Below are 16,518 nucleotides of genomic sequence, written 5' to 3' on the forward strand. Positions count from 1 at the left end.
ACCCGCAATCCACTGTAATAAGCCATAGGCAACAGGCGACACAAGCATACTTAATGTAAGGTTCAACATGCAATTTCAACTCCACAAAACAGACGGCCTGGCTCGTCGCGGCACTGTCACCCTGGCACATGGTCAAGTCGAAACCCCCGCTTTCATGCCTGTCGGCACTTATGGCACAGTCAAGGCCATGGCACCCGACGAGCTCAAAACCATAGGCGCGCAAATCGTACTGGGCAACACTTTCCACCTGTGGCTGCGTCCCGGATTAGAAGCAGTCGAAGCGCATGGCGGACTGCACCAGTTCATGGGCTGGGATCGCCCCATCCTGACTGACTCGGGCGGATTCCAGGTATTCAGCCTGGGCGCATTACGCAAGATCACCGAACAAGGCGTCAAGTTTTCCTCACCGCTCAATGGCGACAAGCTGTTCCTGTCCCCAGAAGAATCCATGCATATTCAGAAAGTGCTGAATTCAGACATCGTCATGATTTTTGATGAATGCACGCCTTACCCTGCAGAACACGACGCGGCGGCTTATTCCATGCGCCTGTCCCTGCGCTGGGCCGAACGCTCGAAAGTCGCTCACGCAGGCAACCCCAATGCGCTATTCGGCATTGTTCAGGGCGGTATGTATGAAGACTTGCGCGATGAATCCCTGCGTGAATTAAGCCAGATGGAATTCGACGGCTATGCTATCGGTGGGTTGAGCGTAGGTGAACCCAAACCAGATATGCGCCGCATTCTGGCTCACACAGCACCGCAATTGCCAACAGACAAACCGCGCTATCTGATGGGCGTAGGCACTCCGGAAGACATCGTCGCTTCAGTGCAACACGGAGTAGATATGTTCGACTGCGTGCTGCCGACCCGCAATGCCCGTCACGGCATTCTATTCACACAATTCGGCGACATGCGCATCAAGAATGCCCGCTTCCGCACCGATACGGCACCCGTCGATGCAGAATGCACTTGCTACTGCTGCAGCAATTTCAGTCGCGGTTACATCCATCACCTGATACGTTGCGGCGAAATCCTCGGCGCACGCCTGGCAACCATTCATAACCTGCATTACTACCAGCAACTCATGGCCGGTTTGCGTCAGGCAATTGAAAACGGAAAACTCGATGATTTCGTCGCCAAGTTTCACGAGCAACGTGCGCTATCATGCTAGAATCATCCCATTTTTTATCATACTTAACGGAGCAACCCATGTTTATCAGTAATGCCTATGCCGCCTCAACTGCAGCTGCATCACCTATGGACGCAGTCATGAGCTTTTTACCGCTGATCGTCATTTTTGTGCTGTTCTGGTTCATGATCATTCGCCCACAAATGAAGCGCGCTAAAGAACAAGGCAAAATGATCGATGCTTTGCAAAAAGGTGATGAAGTCATTACCACTGGCGGTCAGGTTGGTAAAATCGTTAAAGTAGGCGACCAGTTCATCAGCCTGGAAATTGCCGACGGTGTTGTCACTAACGTACAGAAAAGCACCGTGCAAACCATGCTGCCTAAAGGCACCATCAAATCCATTTGATCGGTCCACGTTAATTCACATAAACCGGCACAGGATAAGCGTAATGCATTACTTAACATGTCGCTTATCCTGTGCAAGCATGTGATAAATTTAGCCCAGACATGAACGTCTCACCCAACCGCTGCGTAGCGGTTAAAAGAAGGCAATGAAATGAATCGATTCCCGCTTTGGAAGTATCTGCTTATCTGCGCTGTATTACTCATCAGCGTCATCTATACCCTGCCCAACTTCTACGGCGAAGTCCCAGCGGTACAAGTATCCCCGACTCGCTCCGCGATCAAGGCTGATGCCACATTGATGCAGCAAGTAGAAGATGAACTCAAAGCAGCGCATATCACCTACAGCTATGCATTTCTGGATGGTAATAGCGTCAAGGTCAAACTGGCCAATACCGACATCCAATTAAAAGCCAAAGATGCACTGCAAGCCCGTTTCCGCGATGGTTACAGCGTTGCATTGAATCTGCTTTCAGCCTCACCTGACTGGTTGACTGCCATCGGCGCCAAACCCATGTTCCTGGGTCTGGACTTACGTGGCGGTGTCCACTTCCTGCTGCAAGTCGACATGCAAGCGGCACTGGACAAGGCGGCCGAACGTTATACCGGCGATATCCGCAGCCAGTTACGCGAACAGAAAATTCACTACGCATCGATAAGCCGTGACCACCAGACCGTTATCATCCATTTCAGCGATGCCGCTACGCGTGAACTTGCCAATCAATTCATCAACAAGAACTTTGCTGATCTGGTGTTAACCGAAAATGATGCCAATAATGACTACACATTAACTGCGGCTCTGCGCGCAGAGGTACAGAAACGCACGCAAGATAACGCCATACTGCAAAACATTACCACCCTGCGTAACCGTGTAAACGAGCTGGGCGTAGCTGAACCTATCATCCAGCAACAAGGTACCGACCGAGTTGTGGTGCAACTGCCAGGCGTACAGGATACGGCAAAGGCTAAAGAAATCCTTGGTCGCACAGCTACGCTGGAAGTTCGTCTGGTCGATGAAACCCACGACATCACTGCAGCATTGCAGGGCCAGGTGCCATTCGATGACGAACTCTACACCGAGCGTGGCGGCATGCCGATACTGGTAAAGAAAACAGTATCGCTAACCGGCGATTACATCACGGATGCTTCACCCGGTTTTGATCAGCAATCCGGTCAGGCTGCCGTACACATCAATCTGGATTCTCGTGGTGCCCGTATTTTCCGTGACGTGACCCGTGAAAACGTCGGCAAACGCATGGCTATCCTGCTGGTAGAAAAAGGCAAGGCAGAAGTCATCACTGCCCCGGTCATCCGCGAAGAAATTGGCGGTGGCCGCGTGCAGATCACCGGCATGGACTCCACTCAGGAAGCATCTGACGTAGCGTTACTGCTACGCGCTGGCGCACTGGCTGCACCGATGGATATTGTCGAAGAACGTACCGTCGGCCCGAGCATGGGTGCTGACAATATTCAAAAAGGCTTCCATTCCAACCTGTGGGGTTTTGTTGCAGTTGCGGTATTCATGATATTTTATTACCGCATCTTCGGTATTTTCTCCACACTGGCACTGACCGCCAACGGCCTGTTTCTGATTGCGCTGCTGTCGATGATGCAAGCCACACTCACATTACCCGGTCTGGCAGGTATTGCACTGACGCTGGGTATGGCGATTGACGCCAACGTGCTCATCAACGAGCGTATCCGTGAAGAACTGCGCAATGGCAACTCGCCACAAGCTGCCATACATGCCGGCTACGACCGCGCATGGGGCACCATTCTCGACTCCAACATCACCACGTTTATTGCCGGTATCGCTCTGTTCTGGTTAGGTTCAGGTCCGGTACGCGGTTTTGCGGTCGTGTTGTGTCTGGGCATACTCACCTCGATGTTTAGTGCTGTGACGATCTCACGCGCCTTGGTCAACCTCAGCTACGGTCGCCGTGTGCGCCTGGCAAAAGTGTCCATTTAACCTGGCCCTCACGCTAACAGCTTACTAGGAATCAATATGGAATTTTTTCGCATCAAACACGATATCCCGTTCATGCGTTATGGCAAGCTCACCACAGCCATTTCCCTGATCACCTTTCTTTTCGCCGTCTGGGCATTAGCACATAAAGGTCTGAATTTAGGCGTCGATTTTACTGGCGGCACGGTCATCGAGGTTGAATACAACCAGCCAGCCCACATTGATCAGATCCGCGAAACGTTGACTAAAACCGGCCTGCCGGAAGTCACCGTGCAAACCTTTGGCACCACCAAAGACGTGCTGATCCGTTTGCCCGTACACAAAGACACCACCAGCGCCAAAACCAGCGACACTGTCATGGCGGCCCTCAAGGCACAAGACCCTACCGTGATTTTGAAGCGCGTCGACTTTGTCGGACCGCAGGTAGGTAAAGAGCTGTATGACAATGGCGCCCTGGCACTGGTAGTCGTTGCCGGCGGCATCCTGCTCTACCTCGCCATACGCTTTGAATGGCGCTTCGCCCTCGCGGCCATCATCGCCAACATCCATGACGTAGTAATCATTCTGGGCTGTTTCGCCTTCTTCCAGTGGGAATTCACCCTCACCGTACTTGCCGGCGTGTTGGCCGTACTTGGTTATTCGGTTAACGAATCCGTAGTGGTATTCGACCGTATCCGTGAAAATCTGCGCAAAATGCGCAAATCGACCATTCCCGATATTATTGACAACGCCATCACCACCACCATGAGCCGCACCATCATCACCCACGGCATGACCCAGATGATGGTACTGTCCATGCTGTTCTTTGGCGGTGAAGCGCTGCACAATTTCGCCTTGGCCCTGACTATCGGTATCCTGTTCGGTATTTACTCATCCGTGCTGGTGGCGTCACCGCTACTGTTGATGTTCGGCGTCAAACGCGAGCACTTCATCAAGGACAACAAACCGAAAGCGGATGTGTCCGCTGACGGCGCACAGGTATAAGGAGAGTACGCCCCATGTCCAACGTCGACCAGGTCGAAATCGACAAATTCAGCGCCCTTGCGAATAAATGGTGGGATCCGAACAGCGAATTCAAGCCGCTGCATGAAATCAACCCGTTACGCCTGGACTACATCAACCAGCACGCGCCGCTGAATGGTAAAACCGTGCTGGATGTCGGCTGCGGCGGTGGCATACTCAGCGAATCCATGGCAAACATGGGCGCGCAAGTTACTGGCATAGATCTCGCAAAAAAGTCACTCAAAATCGCCAAACTTCACCTGCTCGAAACAGGTGCCAGTGTTGATTATCAATGCATCGCCGTCGAAACCCTGGCAGAGCAACACCCCGCCAGCTACGACATCGTCACCTGCATGGAAATGCTGGAACACGTACCCGACCCGGCTTCCGTCGTCCGTGCCTGCGCCACGCTGGTTAAGCCCGGCGGTTGGGTGTTCTTCTCCACCCTGAACCGCAATCCCAAGGCCTATCTCTTCGCCATACTTGGCGCCGAGTACCTGCTTAATCTGTTACCGCGCGGCACCCACGATTACGCCAAATTTATCAAACCTTCCGAACTGTCACGCTTCGCCCGTGGTTCCGGGCTGGAAATCAACGACCTTATCGGCATGACCTATAACCCGCTCAGCAAAGTCTACAAGCTCGAAGCCGATACCGACGTCAACTACGTCATGGCCTGTCACCGTCATGGTTGATGCCGTATTATTTGATCTCGATGGCACGCTGGTCGATACTGCACCCGATCTGGCTCATGCCCTTAACCAGCAGCGCCAGATGCACGGCCTGCCGGAAATGCCATTTGAACTGATACGACCTTACGCCTCGCACGGTACCGTCGGCCTGCTTCAGGTCGGTTTCAGCATCGCGCCCGACCACCCCGCATTTGCCGAACTGCGTAGCGAGTACCTCAGTCTGTTTGAAGAAAATGCCAACCCGTACAGCCAGCTTTTCCCCGGCATGATGGAACTGCTCGACGAACTCGAAACCCGCGGCATTCCCTGGGGCATCGTCACCAACAAACCGGCACGCCTGACTACACCATTACTGGATACACTCGGCCTCATTGACCGTGCCGCCAGTGTTATCAGCGGCGACAGTTGCGCCAATGCCAAACCACACCCTGAACCTATCCTTACCGCCTGCCGTGAAATCGGCGTCTTGCCCAGCACCTGCGTCTACATTGGTGATGCAGAACGCGATATCGAAGCGGCCCACGCATGTGGCATGCCCGCCATTATTGCTGAATACGGTTACATCGGTCCGCAAGATGATCCGTCAAGCTGGCACGCAGACGGTTTTATTCAACACCCCACCGCCCTACTTGATTTTTTAGGTTACTGAACCCATATAGTCCGAGTAGCAGCTGAATCATGTATAATCAGCACATGCTGAAACTTTTACAGATTCAGCTACTCTTAGTAGTGCAATGGGGGCGACCTGGCTTCGACGTGGGTTGCAAAGCAGCGCAGGGCATACCGAGGACGGATTACCTCGTAAATACAACCCGAAATCGTTTATAACTGCAAACGACGAAACTTACGCTCTAGCCGCTTAAGTCGGCTGGACCCTACACCAATTCGCATACGCGTTGGGCTGAGCAATCAGCAGTAGGGTAATCTCAGTATGCTCGCTGTGTTCAGGGTTACTTTGGACACAGTTAAAACCAAGGTAACTCGCTAGTTTCCAGCCTGTTCGGTGGGCGTGAAACTGGTTAAAGCCAAATCACCGAACTAAGTATGTAGAACTGTCTGTAGAGTGCTTGCGGACGGGGGTTCGATCCCCCCCGCCTCCACCATTTAATCGAAACAAAAGGCCTCCAATTCGGTGGCCTTTTGTTTGTCTTGAAGTTCATGCCGAACAGCTACGCAATTCAATAATTACCGCTATCACTGACCAACCCCAACCCTTTACCTGAGCCAGTAACGCTCCTCCACATTACCATCTGAGATCAACTGCTGGCTCAACTTACGCCAGGAACGCCTGCTCACTGGCTATTATTGCGGAATTTCTGCTCAGTAAGTGCGGTAACGCACAGAGCAAATAATAAAAAAAGCGGATTATCAACCTAATGATTGGTGACGTTCATTTAGAACTGATACAACTGCGCGGAAATCTACTTCCCTGATGAACAGTTATATCACGCCTGACTGAGCGTCTATTTTGTTGATACATAAGTTGTCGCAGGATCAAGACAACGTTTTTTAAATATTAAAGGAAAAATAAAATGTCCCGTACCTTACGTAATCTGGTTGCAATTTCATGCGCATTAATGGCTGGTCAAGCGGTTGCTGCAGACTTAGACACCCGCTTCTATATCAGTCCTTCTGTAAACTATACCGTTACTGATAAAGATTGGGGTACGGATGATGGCTACGGCGTGGGCATAGGTCTTGGCAAACCGGTTTCAGACAACTGGAACATAGAATTAAACGCCACTTATGCCACCCAGGGTTTCAAGAGTGCTAATACCACAGGCCGGGTACAGAATTCAGCCGTGATGGCAGATGCATTGTATTTCTTCAACCGTAACCCTGGTTTCTCACCGTATGCACTCATCGGAGCAGGTGACGTTCAAACACGTTATACCGGCGTATCAGAAAACAACCTGGCTGCTAACGTTGGTCTGGGTTTCATGACATGGATGCGTGACATCGCCTTCCGCGCCGACGTTCGCTATCGTTATATTGACGGCGTTGCTGGCGGCACTAACAGCTTCAGCCCGCAAGACTGGATTGCTTCAGCAGGTTTAGTTATCCCTTTAGGTGCCAAACCAGTTGAACCGGCTCCGTACGTTGCGCCAGCACCGGCTCCATACGTTGCGCCAGCACCAGCCCCTTACGTTGCACCAGCACCTGAACCAGTACCTGCGCCTCAACCTGAAATCGCCCGTCCTGCAGCACATACCAAAGTTATTTTTGAAGGTACGAACTTTGAATTCAACAAAGCCACGCTGCGTCCAACCGGCAAAGCAAAGCTTGATGACAATGTTAAACTGTTAAATCAATACCCGGATATCGAAGCTGAAATCAGCGGACACACCGACAGCATTGGTTCAAACAAATTCAACCAGAAGCTGTCAGAAAAGCGTGCCATGACCGTGAAAAAATACATGGAATCCAAAGGCATTGCTGCTAGCCGCATGACTACCAAAGGTTATGGCGAAACCAAACCCGTTGCCAGCAACAAAACCTCAGCTGGCCGCGCTGAAAATCGTCGCGTAGAAATTGAAATCATGAACTAAGCATCAACCGCAACAAATAAAAAAGCCGCAGAATTCTGCGGCTTTTTTATCGACAAAAATAATGCGAGACCGCCTTAACACATACACTCTCTTTCACCGCAAAGGCCCCTTTGCGACTCTGTCATACTCAGGATCGAACGAACCCTGCCCGTGCTCGCATCAAACAGTGCATCAAATCGCGCCGGTTGCCGCCATTCATTACAATAGCGCCACTCCCACGCCAGCTCGTCGCGCCGCGCATAATACACCGTCCAGGATGGCTCGGATGGCCCCAGCATCCGCAGCACCTGTTCTTTTGTCATGCCTTGCTGAACGCGTGCTAATGTCTTCGATTCCAATACATTTGCTATGCTGCTGAGCTTACCGTCGGTACCGAACATAGCCATAAACGTATGCACACCCATTGGGCCACGAGGATACGCTAGCTGCATGGCGCCATCCGGATACTGCCAGCGCATGGCGGGTTGCCCCATCACGCGTATCACATCATCCAGGCTGGCCGTACCCGGCTGCAGTCCACGACCATTGTATGAAGCGCATCCAGTAAGCACTGACAGAAGCAAAATGCTTAACGAGAGTTTCATGTATTTTTCTTCCCATGCAGGTCTGCCCACTCGCGCAATAGACTGTATGCCACCGCAAGTAAAGTCGGGCCGATGAAAACACCAACAAAACCGAAGGCAATCAGCCCACCCATCACGCCGAACAGCCCCAGAACAAACGGCAAATTGGTGCCGCGACTAATGATCATGGGTTTCACCACATTATCGACACCACTGATCAGGAAGAAGCCCCATAGCAGCATGAAAACTCCCCAGCCTATGTTGCCCTGATAAAACAGCCAGAGCGAAGCGCCTCCCCATATCAGCGGTGGCCCGATGGGAAGCAGTGAAAACAACCCTGTCGCCAGACCAAGCAACAACGCTGCCGGCACACTGGCTATAGCAAATCCGATTGTCGCTACAAAGCCCTGCGCCAGCGCTGTTCCCAACAATCCATACATGACACCGCGCACGGTATTATTGATAATACCCAGAATGTTTTCCGCATGCATACCGACCACTCTATCCATCGCCATGTTGAGAAAACGCACCAACGCCTCGCCATCACGATAGAAGAAAAAGCTGACAAAGGCGGCCAGGCTCATTTCCAGGACACCCTGCCCAAGCAGCATACCGCCAGCAAGCAGGAAACTCTTGATTGGCTCAAGTAGCCGTTGCGTAAACGCATCCATTTCTTCGCGACTGGTAGCAATCAGATGCCAATATTCAGCAAGCGACTGACCGACCACTGGCACGCCCGCTAACCAGGCTGGTGGCGCTAATGGCCCGGCCGTTACGACCTGCTTGATATCATTATAAAAAACGGTGACATTGTCGCTAAGATTGTAAGCCACCAGCGCCAGCGGCAAAATAATCACCAATGCCAGCGATAGCGTCATGATCAGCGCAGCGATATTTTTCCTGCCCTGCACCTTGCGTAATAACCGCAGATACAGCGGCCAGGTGGAAACACATAAAACGGCTGCAAGCAGGGTCGCCGCCAGGAATGGCCTCAGCACGACAAAGCACCCCACCACCAGAACAACCACAGCGACGAGTTACGCCAAATATTCGAAACGTTTTTCCATTGGGTATACCAGTATTTGTTTCAGTAAATACACTCGCCAAACCACCTGCCCAGCATGGCGCGAAGCATCCAGACAAGCAGCCACTACGATTCTATAGATTATGCGGGAAAACCAGTCAAGTTGATAAGTTTCATTCACAAAGCTTGTGTCACTTGCATGACCGAAAATGCACGCTATGTTCGTCAGCGCACAGAGTTAGCTGACTATTCAGCTTACGCTTAGCAAAGTGTTGCTCTGTCACATTGGCTTACCGCTTAAGGTTGGCCGACAAGTAACCTGAGGCCGTTACGCTCAACTTTACTGCGCATAATAAGGTGCGCAGTTTAATACTTACTCGAGGGGTACCACCATGAAATATTCCATGCTGTTTGTGACACTTATTACTGCTTTTGGATTAAGCGCCTGTGACAAACCTAACACTGTCGTCAACGTGCCGGCCACACCGGTTGCCGTACCGGGACCAGCAGGTCCACAAGGTGACGCTGGGGTTCAAGGCAATACTGGCGCACAAGGTAACACAGGATCCCAGGGTTACGAAGGTGCCCAAGGCGATACCGGTAAAACAGGCTCACAAGGTTACGAAGGCGCGCAAGGCGAAACTGGTAAAACAGGCAAGACCGGCGACGGTGCTGTGATTATTGTTCCAGTGCCAACCGAGCAAAAATAACATTTTTTGCCACTATCACAGCCAGCTATTAGCAGGCTGTGATAATTTACCTCACTCGGGAGCATACAGTGCCAGCTATGGAACATACCCCTGTGGATAACCGCTTGCTAGCTGCACTTCCACACTCGGACCGTCTGCATTTACTTTCTGGATGCGAGCAAGTCGAACTGACTGTCGGCAACATCATCTCCGCACCCGGAGAGACTATCACCCACGTATTTTTTCCTACCGGCAGTTTTATTTCATTATTAACCCCGGTTAATGGTCACAACAGCCTGGAAATCGCACTGGTTGGCAGTGAAGGCATGTGCGGCGTTCCCCTCCTGCTTGGGGTGGATGCATCACCTTTGCTTACTGTAGTACAAGGTACAGGCACTGCCTGGTGCATGGATGCGATGCGTTTTCGCAACGAACTTAAATACAGCATTGCGCTACAGCAATATCTGGACCGCTATATAGCCGTATTGATGATCCAACTCGCACAAACTGCCGCCTGCACACGCTTTCATGTTGTGGAAGAGCGCCTGGCGCGCTGGCTGCTGATGACACGCGACCGGGCGCACTCAGATAAATTCCATATTACTCACGAATTCCTGGCCAACATGCTGGGTGTGCGTCGTGTAGGCGTCACCAAAGCTGCGGGTTCGCTACAAAGAAAGAAGCTGATCAGCTACAGCCGGGGAAATCTCATTATTCACGACATCGACGGACTCGAAGCGGCTTCCTGCAGCTGTTATCGCACCGACAAAGAAACGTACGAACGTATATTGTGAGGCGTCAGATAGAGCGCAAATAATCGCAACGCAGTCAATTAACCGTATAGTCTGTGTTGTCCTTACCTAACAATTTCACAAAGGCATTTGCATCCACCGGGTGGCTGAAATAAAAGCCCTGCCCCTCCTCACAATGCTCGGTCTGCAAAAATGCCAACTGCTTACCCGTTTCCACCCCCTCGGCAATGACCCGCAACTTGAGACTGTTGCCCAAACCAATCACGGCGCTGACAATAGCGACATCAGTTCGCTCAGCAGCAATATCATGTACGAATGACTGGTCTATTTTCAGCGTATCAATCGGGAACTGACGCAAATAGCTCAAACTGGAATAGCCTGTACCAAAATCATCAATCGCCAACTGCACACCCAGCACCTTGAGCGCGAGCAGCGCAGTCATTGTTGATGCAATATCATGCACGAGTACGCTTTCAGTCAATTCAATCTCCAGATAGCGTGGCTCCAGCCCAGTGTCCCTGAGGATATCTTTTATCTCTGCAAGCAACTGTTCCCTGCGGAATTCCACAGCGGATATATTGACCGCGACCGGAATAGGGCGATGACCGTCATCCTGCCAGGCCTTGGCTTGCCGACAGGCTTCCCTGAGAACCCATTGACCAATGGACACGATAAGCCCGGTTTCTTCAGCAATCGGCACAAACTGTTTGGGGTAAAGCAGACCTCGTACCGGGTGCTTCCAGCGGATAAGCGCCTCAGCACCGGTAATTGCGCCTGTTTTCAAATTAACTTTGGGCTGGTAATGCAACACGAACTCCTGCCGCGCCAGCGCCTGGCGCAGACTGCCTTCCAGCGATTGCCGTTCAACGGCACGTTCGTTCATTTCCTGTTTGAAAAACTGGTAATTGTTACGCCCGTTTTCCTTGGCATGGTACATCGCCGCATCCGCATTCTTGAGCAGCGTTTCTGCATCTTCGCCATCGTCAGGGAAAATGCTGATGCCAATACTCAAAGTAACATTAAGATCATGTTCAGCGATGCAATGATTTTCAGCCAAAGCTGTAAGTATTTTGGTCGCACTATGCCCAGCCGCATTCGCATTTTCGACATCGGCAAGCAGCACAATAAACTCATCCCCGCCCTGACGGCTAACGGTGTCAGAGCCACGCACGCATGCCGTCAACCGATGTGCAACAGACTGCAGCAGCTTGTCACCAACCAAATGCCCCAGGGAATCATTGATAGTCTTGAAACGATCCAGATCCATGAACAGCACCGCTAATTGCTTGCGAGTGCGGCGTGCCATGGCAATAGTCTGCATAAGCCTATCGTTCAACAGCAAGCGGTTAGGCAAGTCGGTAAGGAAATCGTGTTGTGCAAGGTGCGCCATTTTAAGCAGCATCGACCGTGCTTCACTGACATCATGGAACACAATCACCGCTCCGGTGACACGACCGCCACGGTCACGAATAGGCGCGGCAGAATCCTCGATAGCCGCTTCATATCCATCACGCCGGATCAGCACGCTATCGATGGTAAGACCGACGGGTTTGTTCTCTTTAATAGCCCTATCCATGGGATTGCGCAACGTCTCACGCGTAATCCCGTCAACAATCCGGAACACCGTAGTAAACGGCTGGCCAACGGCCTCTGCCTGCGTCCAGCCGGTCATGCGTTCGGCAACCACATTCAGGTATGTGACAGTGCCTGATATATCGGTACTGATAACTGCATCACCAATCGAATTAAGCGTCACCTGAGCGCGCTCCTTCTCAAGGTACAACTCCTCTTCCACCAATTGGCGTGCCATAACATTGCGGATAGCGCGCGACAGGGAATGTGCATCAATGAACCCTGTTAGCAGATAATCCTGCGCCCCACCCAGTATGGCCAGTTTGGCCTGCTCTTCCTGCTCAGGCGCACTCATGATCAGGATCGGAATCCCATTACTGATCGCGTACAGTTTATTGAAAGTCTCGATTCCCTGACTGTCAGACAGAAAAAGGTTAAGCAAGATCGCCTTGGCGCCTCTTTTACTCAGCCATTCCATTCCCTCTCGGAGATTTGCAACCCTATCTACGGAAAACGGGCCATCCCGGGCAACAACCAGAGATGCCCGAATGAGCGTTGCCGCAGCCGAATCACTCTCGATGATCAGTACACATTCGTCCAGGTCTCTCATACTCATGAAATATCCAGTTGGTCGGATACGGCCATTTTCAACTCCACATTTAACGACTTGAACAGCACTCATTAATTCCGACAATTAGCCAATGACGATAACATGTAACATTGGCACCACTTCTTTAGCGATTTGGCATCAGCTATATCGCAGTTCATCAACTGGCTAACCGAACAGGAACTTCCATCATGCACACCAAAATAGCTGGTGTTACCAACGTTCCAAATCCATTTTTTTCTCTGTGTCTTGAAGGGGTTAACGTAGCAGGCAGATCCGCTCAGGATTGCGCAGCTACGTTCAACATTCACGTCCAACAACCTTAATGTACCCTGCAGCCATTACCTCGTCTGTACGTTAACGCACAAATTACCAGTCCTGCACATACAGGGTTAACACACCCCTGAATAGCACACGGCCCTCTGCAGCATTCGCTGCAGAGGGCCGTGAGTAGTCAGCTAAATCTAAATCGCTGTTTACTTGGAGCGCATGTCATCCTTGACTGACTTCACGCCTTTGACATTGCGCGCCAGCTCAATCGCCTTGCGTTGATCAGCAGCAGAATTGACGAAGCCACTCAATTGCACAATGCCTTTAAAGGTTTCTACATTGATCTCGGATGATTTCAAGGTAGGTTCGTTAAAGATTGCTGCTTTTACTTTGGTAGTGATGACGGAATCATCAACGTACTCACCTGTGCCTTCACGGGTAGATGTCGATGCGCAACCGACAACGGATGTCAGCGTAATGGCCAAAAATAAAGCTGCAAATAATTTTGATGTGAATTTCATGATAGAACTCCTGATATAAGATAAAACTTGATTAAACCAACATGGTTGTCTTACCCGAATGCTGCACATCCATACATGGAAACAGACTCATGCAACATCCGTCTTAAGCTTGACGTATCAATTACTTGGCGACTTTTACTGCATCGACTTCAACTTCGACACGACGATCAGGCTGCAGGCAGGCAATCAATGCCTTACTTGCACTCTTACCTGGCTTATCATTTTCACAATCACCAGGTTTGGTTACAGGCTCAGCGCCATCTACGCCCACAGTTGTAATCTTGTCAGCGGGAATACCAGCGGACTCAACCAGATAAGCTTTGACTGATTCAGCACGTTGCGTAGAAAGCTTCATGTTGTATTTATGCGTACCGATACGGTCACTGTGCCCCGTTACAGTAATCACTTCATACTTGGAACCTTGCAAATCGGCAGCAAACTGATCAAGTTCCTGCTTACCGGCAGGTTTCACACTGGCCTTGTCAAAATCGAACAGCGAATCAGCCGAGAATGAAACTTTCTTCGGCACAGGTCGCGGCGCTACAACAACCGGTTCCGGTGGCGGAGCCACGACCTCAGGTGCAGGTGCAGGTGCTGCAGCTACCACAACCGGCTCAGGAGCCGGAGCCGGCTTTTTAGCGCCGAAACGATAGACCAGGCCGAGCGAAATAAGATCGATATCACCGCGATTACCAACCGCATCATTGATCACATAGCGTTCTGCCTCAAGACGCATAGCTGTAGATTCAGTAAACGCATATTGAAGTCCCAAACCAAACTTGATATTCGTATCGCGTTTGCTTGGATTAGGGTTAGTAACGACAACAGCCCCTGTACCTACAAAGCTGTCTTTAGCTTCAGCGTAATTAGCACCCAATCGACCGAATGCCGAAAACTTTTCAGTAATAGGCCACAAACCGACTGCGTCAAGATTCAAGCCCTGCAGCCTAATCGTGCCATTCAATGTCCCTGCTGGTACTGTGGTCGCTGTATAGCCAAACTTACCCAGATTAAAATAACCACCTTCAAGTGCGAAATACTTGTTGAATTGATATCCGGCAAACAGCTTATAACCGATATCACGATCGTCATCGCTAATCGTCACCGAAGTAAAACCGGCTCCGAGTATGTTCTTAGTAATGCGTTCGTCGTCAATTTTTGCTCTGGATTGGCCGACGTTACCCCCTACATACCAGCCCGCATCGTCCGCCACTGCATATTGACTAACGATTGCAGCGAGTACCGCCAAGCTCAGTGTGCCTGAGACTCTAGCTAATTTGGCGCTTGCTAATTTCATGTTGTTCTCCAAGAGAGTTTACCGTCCCTAATCCAAATCGTTAAGGGACGGTGTGTGGTTACTGTAATAATGTAGGCCTTGCCGTACTTACAATGGGCAACCATTACCTGGTACGGAAACCACATTGGTATCGAACACAAACGCGCCACTGGTTGTAACTGCCCCAGCCAACAATCTACCGCAGGACGTTGAGCTGGTTCCCATAGTGATGGTTGTATCAGCCAATATATTTCCTTGGAACAAGGCGTAGGTTCCAATAGTCGCAGAGCTACCAACCTGCCAGAATACGTTGGATGCCTTGGCGCCATTGATCAGCACTATCTCGCTCCCAGGCAGCCCAGGCGCACCTGCTGCAGTGGTAAGCGCAGAGGGTGCCTGGAAAATAAATGTGGCGTTGGTGTCGCCCTGGCCATCAAGTGTGAGTACGCCTGTTACCCCAATAGTTGAATTTGTGGAGGAGATATAGACACCGGGAGGAAGGGTGGCATTACCCGCACAACCTATGCCTGCGCCCGCACCACCACCGGTTCCTATCGTTCCGCATCCAAGTACAGTAGCTCCAGGAAGATTTGCAGGCGTTATGCTGTTATATGCTGCGAGTAAGTCGTTCTTGATGGCAGTTGAGGTAACGCCTGTATTGAACAAAGGACTGATTACCGTCCCGGTAATGGTTGGCGCAGATCCCCCGCAAGTACCGAAACCTCCGGCAGCATCAATAGTCACACCATTACAGGTCGTGGTTGGATCCAGCACCGCATCCCCATTAATGTGACTAAGCGGTGTGGTAGAGGTATTAGTCACTCCCGCAGCAGCCGCGATAGCAAATGATGTGGCTGTTCCCAGATTTACCGGTGCCGCACCTGTAGTAGCTGCAGCCGCGGTCTTGAAGTTCCATGCATAGCTACACGCGATAGGGGTTCCCGCAGCACTTGTAGCACCCTGAGTAATGATTGCCAGATAAGCAGTATTAGCCAATAACGCAGATGTTGTTGTTAAAGTCGCTACATGTGTGGTTGTGTTATAGGTTACCGATGCGGGGGTAAGAACAGATCCGCCAGATGGAGCCAGCGTAAATGTCGTGGAATTAATGGTTGCCGGATTCATCGCTATACTGAAAGTGGCCGTGATCAATTTACCGGCGTTAGCAACACCACTCGTACTGGTCGTTGCGGACTGATTACCATCCGTAGGATCAGACACCGTCACTGTAGGAATTGTGGGGCCCGTGGCAGCCGTACATACAGCTCCGGGAACAATCGCACCTGCTGGTGCAACAGAAATTGGCGCAACGGGTGCTCCCAAAATCGCGCCTTGACCACCGCCACCGCTTCCACATCCTGCTGCCGAAACGGCGAGTAGCAGAGCCGTAAACCACATCAGTGGTTTAGTAATGCCTACGAATCTGTTCATTTGCTTCTCCTCTTAAATTTACGCTAAAAAACGGGTGTAATCTACCGCCCCCTCACCGATATCATGACCGGC

At 51.1% G+C, this 16,518-nt stretch carries 15 protein-coding genes and 1 other RNA gene; 10 read left to right on the forward strand and 6 right to left on the reverse strand.

Annotated elements, in window-relative coordinates; all coding sequences use genetic code 11:
- Nucleotides 1-67: 67 nt before the first annotated feature.
- From tgt to EJE49_RS13440, 8 genes are all read left to right on the forward strand, one after another.
- Nucleotides 68-1,171 (forward strand): tRNA guanosine(34) transglycosylase Tgt, encoded by a 1,104-nt coding sequence (gene tgt, locus EJE49_RS13405; RefSeq protein WP_124951659.1) that lies wholly within the window; start codon nucleotides 68-70, stop codon nucleotides 1,169-1,171.
- Nucleotides 1,172-1,209: 38 nt separating this feature from the next.
- A complete protein-coding gene (gene yajC / locus EJE49_RS13410; RefSeq protein ID WP_124951661.1) occupies nucleotides 1,210-1,536 on the forward strand; it encodes a preprotein translocase subunit YajC in 327 nt (108 codons plus the stop codon).
- A 150-nt stretch (nucleotides 1,537-1,686) separates the two neighbouring features.
- Nucleotides 1,687-3,501 (forward strand): protein translocase subunit SecD, encoded by a 1,815-nt coding sequence (gene secD / locus EJE49_RS13415; protein WP_124951663.1) that lies wholly within the window; start codon nucleotides 1,687-1,689, stop codon nucleotides 3,499-3,501.
- Between the two features lie 36 nt (nucleotides 3,502-3,537).
- Entirely contained in the window at nucleotides 3,538-4,482 is a 945-nt protein-coding gene (gene secF / locus EJE49_RS13420) for a protein translocase subunit SecF (RefSeq protein WP_124951665.1), read from the forward strand.
- A gap of 14 nt (nucleotides 4,483-4,496) precedes the next feature.
- Entirely contained in the window at nucleotides 4,497-5,195 is a 699-nt protein-coding gene (gene ubiG / locus EJE49_RS13425) for a bifunctional 2-polyprenyl-6-hydroxyphenol methylase/3-demethylubiquinol 3-O-methyltransferase UbiG (RefSeq protein ID WP_124951667.1), read from the forward strand.
- Nucleotides 5,188-5,841 carry a phosphoglycolate phosphatase gene (gph, locus tag EJE49_RS13430; protein ID WP_124951669.1) on the forward strand — a complete coding sequence of 218 codons (654 nt, stop codon included), beginning with the start codon at nucleotides 5,188-5,190 and terminating at the stop codon, nucleotides 5,839-5,841. The genes ubiG and gph overlap by 8 nt, the downstream gene beginning before the upstream one ends.
- An 87-nt stretch (nucleotides 5,842-5,928) precedes the next feature.
- Nucleotides 5,929-6,295, forward strand: a transfer-messenger RNA (tmRNA) gene (gene ssrA, locus EJE49_RS13435).
- A 429-nt stretch (nucleotides 6,296-6,724) separates the two neighbouring features.
- On the forward strand, nucleotides 6,725-7,741 hold the full coding sequence (locus EJE49_RS13440; RefSeq protein WP_124951671.1) for an OmpA family protein: 1,017 nt from the start codon (nucleotides 6,725-6,727) through the stop codon (nucleotides 7,739-7,741).
- A 74-nt stretch (nucleotides 7,742-7,815) separates the two neighbouring features.
- Here EJE49_RS13440 and EJE49_RS13445 read toward each other — a convergent pair whose 3' ends face one another.
- Nucleotides 7,816-8,325: a hypothetical protein gene (locus EJE49_RS13445; protein WP_124951673.1), complete on the reverse strand. Its 510-nt coding sequence runs from the start codon at nucleotides 8,323-8,325 to the stop codon at nucleotides 7,816-7,818.
- Nucleotides 8,322-9,332 carry an AI-2E family transporter gene (locus EJE49_RS13450; RefSeq protein WP_223246963.1) on the reverse strand — a complete coding sequence of 337 codons (1,011 nt, stop codon included), beginning with the start codon at nucleotides 9,330-9,332 and terminating at the stop codon, nucleotides 8,322-8,324. Before EJE49_RS13450 ends, EJE49_RS13445 begins: the two co-directional genes overlap by 4 nt.
- Nucleotides 9,333-9,720: 388 nt before the next feature.
- On the opposite strand from EJE49_RS13450, the gene EJE49_RS13455 reads away from it, so the two are divergent.
- Nucleotides 9,721-10,038 (forward strand): collagen-like protein, encoded by a 318-nt coding sequence (locus EJE49_RS13455; protein WP_124951675.1) that lies wholly within the window; start codon nucleotides 9,721-9,723, stop codon nucleotides 10,036-10,038.
- Nucleotides 10,039-10,115: 77 nt separating this feature from the next.
- Nucleotides 10,116-10,811: a Crp/Fnr family transcriptional regulator gene (locus tag EJE49_RS13460; RefSeq protein WP_124951677.1), complete on the forward strand. Its 696-nt coding sequence runs from the start codon at nucleotides 10,116-10,118 to the stop codon at nucleotides 10,809-10,811.
- Nucleotides 10,812-10,845: 34 nt separating this feature from the next.
- On the opposite strand, the gene EJE49_RS13465 is transcribed toward EJE49_RS13460, so the two are convergent.
- The 4 genes from EJE49_RS13465 to EJE49_RS13480 form a co-directional block, all read right to left on the reverse strand.
- A complete protein-coding gene (locus EJE49_RS13465) occupies nucleotides 10,846-12,957 on the reverse strand; it encodes an EAL domain-containing protein (protein ID WP_189941928.1) in 2,112 nt (703 codons plus the stop codon).
- Between the two features lie 467 nt (nucleotides 12,958-13,424).
- Nucleotides 13,425-13,739, reverse strand: coding sequence for a BON domain-containing protein (locus EJE49_RS13470; protein WP_124951679.1), 315 nt, complete (start codon nucleotides 13,737-13,739; stop codon nucleotides 13,425-13,427).
- A gap of 121 nt (nucleotides 13,740-13,860) precedes the next feature.
- Nucleotides 13,861-15,036: an outer membrane beta-barrel protein gene (locus EJE49_RS13475; RefSeq protein WP_124951681.1), complete on the reverse strand. Its 1,176-nt coding sequence runs from the start codon at nucleotides 15,034-15,036 to the stop codon at nucleotides 13,861-13,863.
- 87 nt (nucleotides 15,037-15,123) lie between these two features.
- Complete coding sequence (locus EJE49_RS13480) at nucleotides 15,124-16,446, reverse strand: ice-binding family protein (RefSeq protein ID WP_124951683.1); 1,323 nt, start codon at nucleotides 16,444-16,446, stop codon at nucleotides 15,124-15,126.
- Between the last annotated feature and the right edge of the window lie 72 nt (nucleotides 16,447-16,518).

The sequence above is a fragment of the Sulfuriferula thiophila genome, assembly GCF_003864975.1.
In the GTDB taxonomy this organism is placed as follows: Bacteria; Pseudomonadota; Gammaproteobacteria; order Burkholderiales; family Sulfuriferulaceae; genus Sulfuriferula; species Sulfuriferula thiophila.

Bases quoted from the DNA above. Each gene is read 5' to 3' on its own strand.
- EJE49_RS13445 (WP_124951673.1), bottom strand. From the start codon at position 8,325: ATGAAACTCTCGTTAAGCATTTTGCTTCTGTCAGTGCTTACTGGATGC.
- yajC (WP_124951661.1), top strand. From the start codon at position 1,210: ATGTTTATCAGTAATGCCTATGCCGCCTCAACTGCAGCTGCATCACCT.
- EJE49_RS13455 (WP_124951675.1), top strand. From the start codon at position 9,721: ATGAAATATTCCATGCTGTTTGTGACACTTATTACTGCTTTTGGATTA.
- EJE49_RS13470 (WP_124951679.1), bottom strand. From the start codon at position 13,739: ATGAAATTCACATCAAAATTATTTGCAGCTTTATTTTTGGCCATTACG.
- tgt (WP_124951659.1), top strand. From the start codon at position 68: ATGCAATTTCAACTCCACAAAACAGACGGCCTGGCTCGTCGCGGCACT.
- gph (WP_124951669.1), top strand. From the start codon at position 5,188: ATGGTTGATGCCGTATTATTTGATCTCGATGGCACGCTGGTCGATACT.
- EJE49_RS13480 (WP_124951683.1), bottom strand. From the start codon at position 16,446: ATGAACAGATTCGTAGGCATTACTAAACCACTGATGTGGTTTACGGCT.
- EJE49_RS13465 (WP_189941928.1), bottom strand. From the start codon at position 12,957: ATGAGTATGAGAGACCTGGACGAATGTGTACTGATCATCGAGAGTGAT.
- ubiG (WP_124951667.1), top strand. From the start codon at position 4,497: ATGTCCAACGTCGACCAGGTCGAAATCGACAAATTCAGCGCCCTTGCG.
- EJE49_RS13440 (WP_124951671.1), top strand. From the start codon at position 6,725: ATGTCCCGTACCTTACGTAATCTGGTTGCAATTTCATGCGCATTAATG.
- EJE49_RS13460 (WP_124951677.1), top strand. From the start codon at position 10,116: ATGGAACATACCCCTGTGGATAACCGCTTGCTAGCTGCACTTCCACAC.
- secD (WP_124951663.1), top strand. From the start codon at position 1,687: ATGAATCGATTCCCGCTTTGGAAGTATCTGCTTATCTGCGCTGTATTA.
- EJE49_RS13475 (WP_124951681.1), bottom strand. From the start codon at position 15,036: ATGAAATTAGCAAGCGCCAAATTAGCTAGAGTCTCAGGCACACTGAGC.
- secF (WP_124951665.1), top strand. From the start codon at position 3,538: ATGGAATTTTTTCGCATCAAACACGATATCCCGTTCATGCGTTATGGC.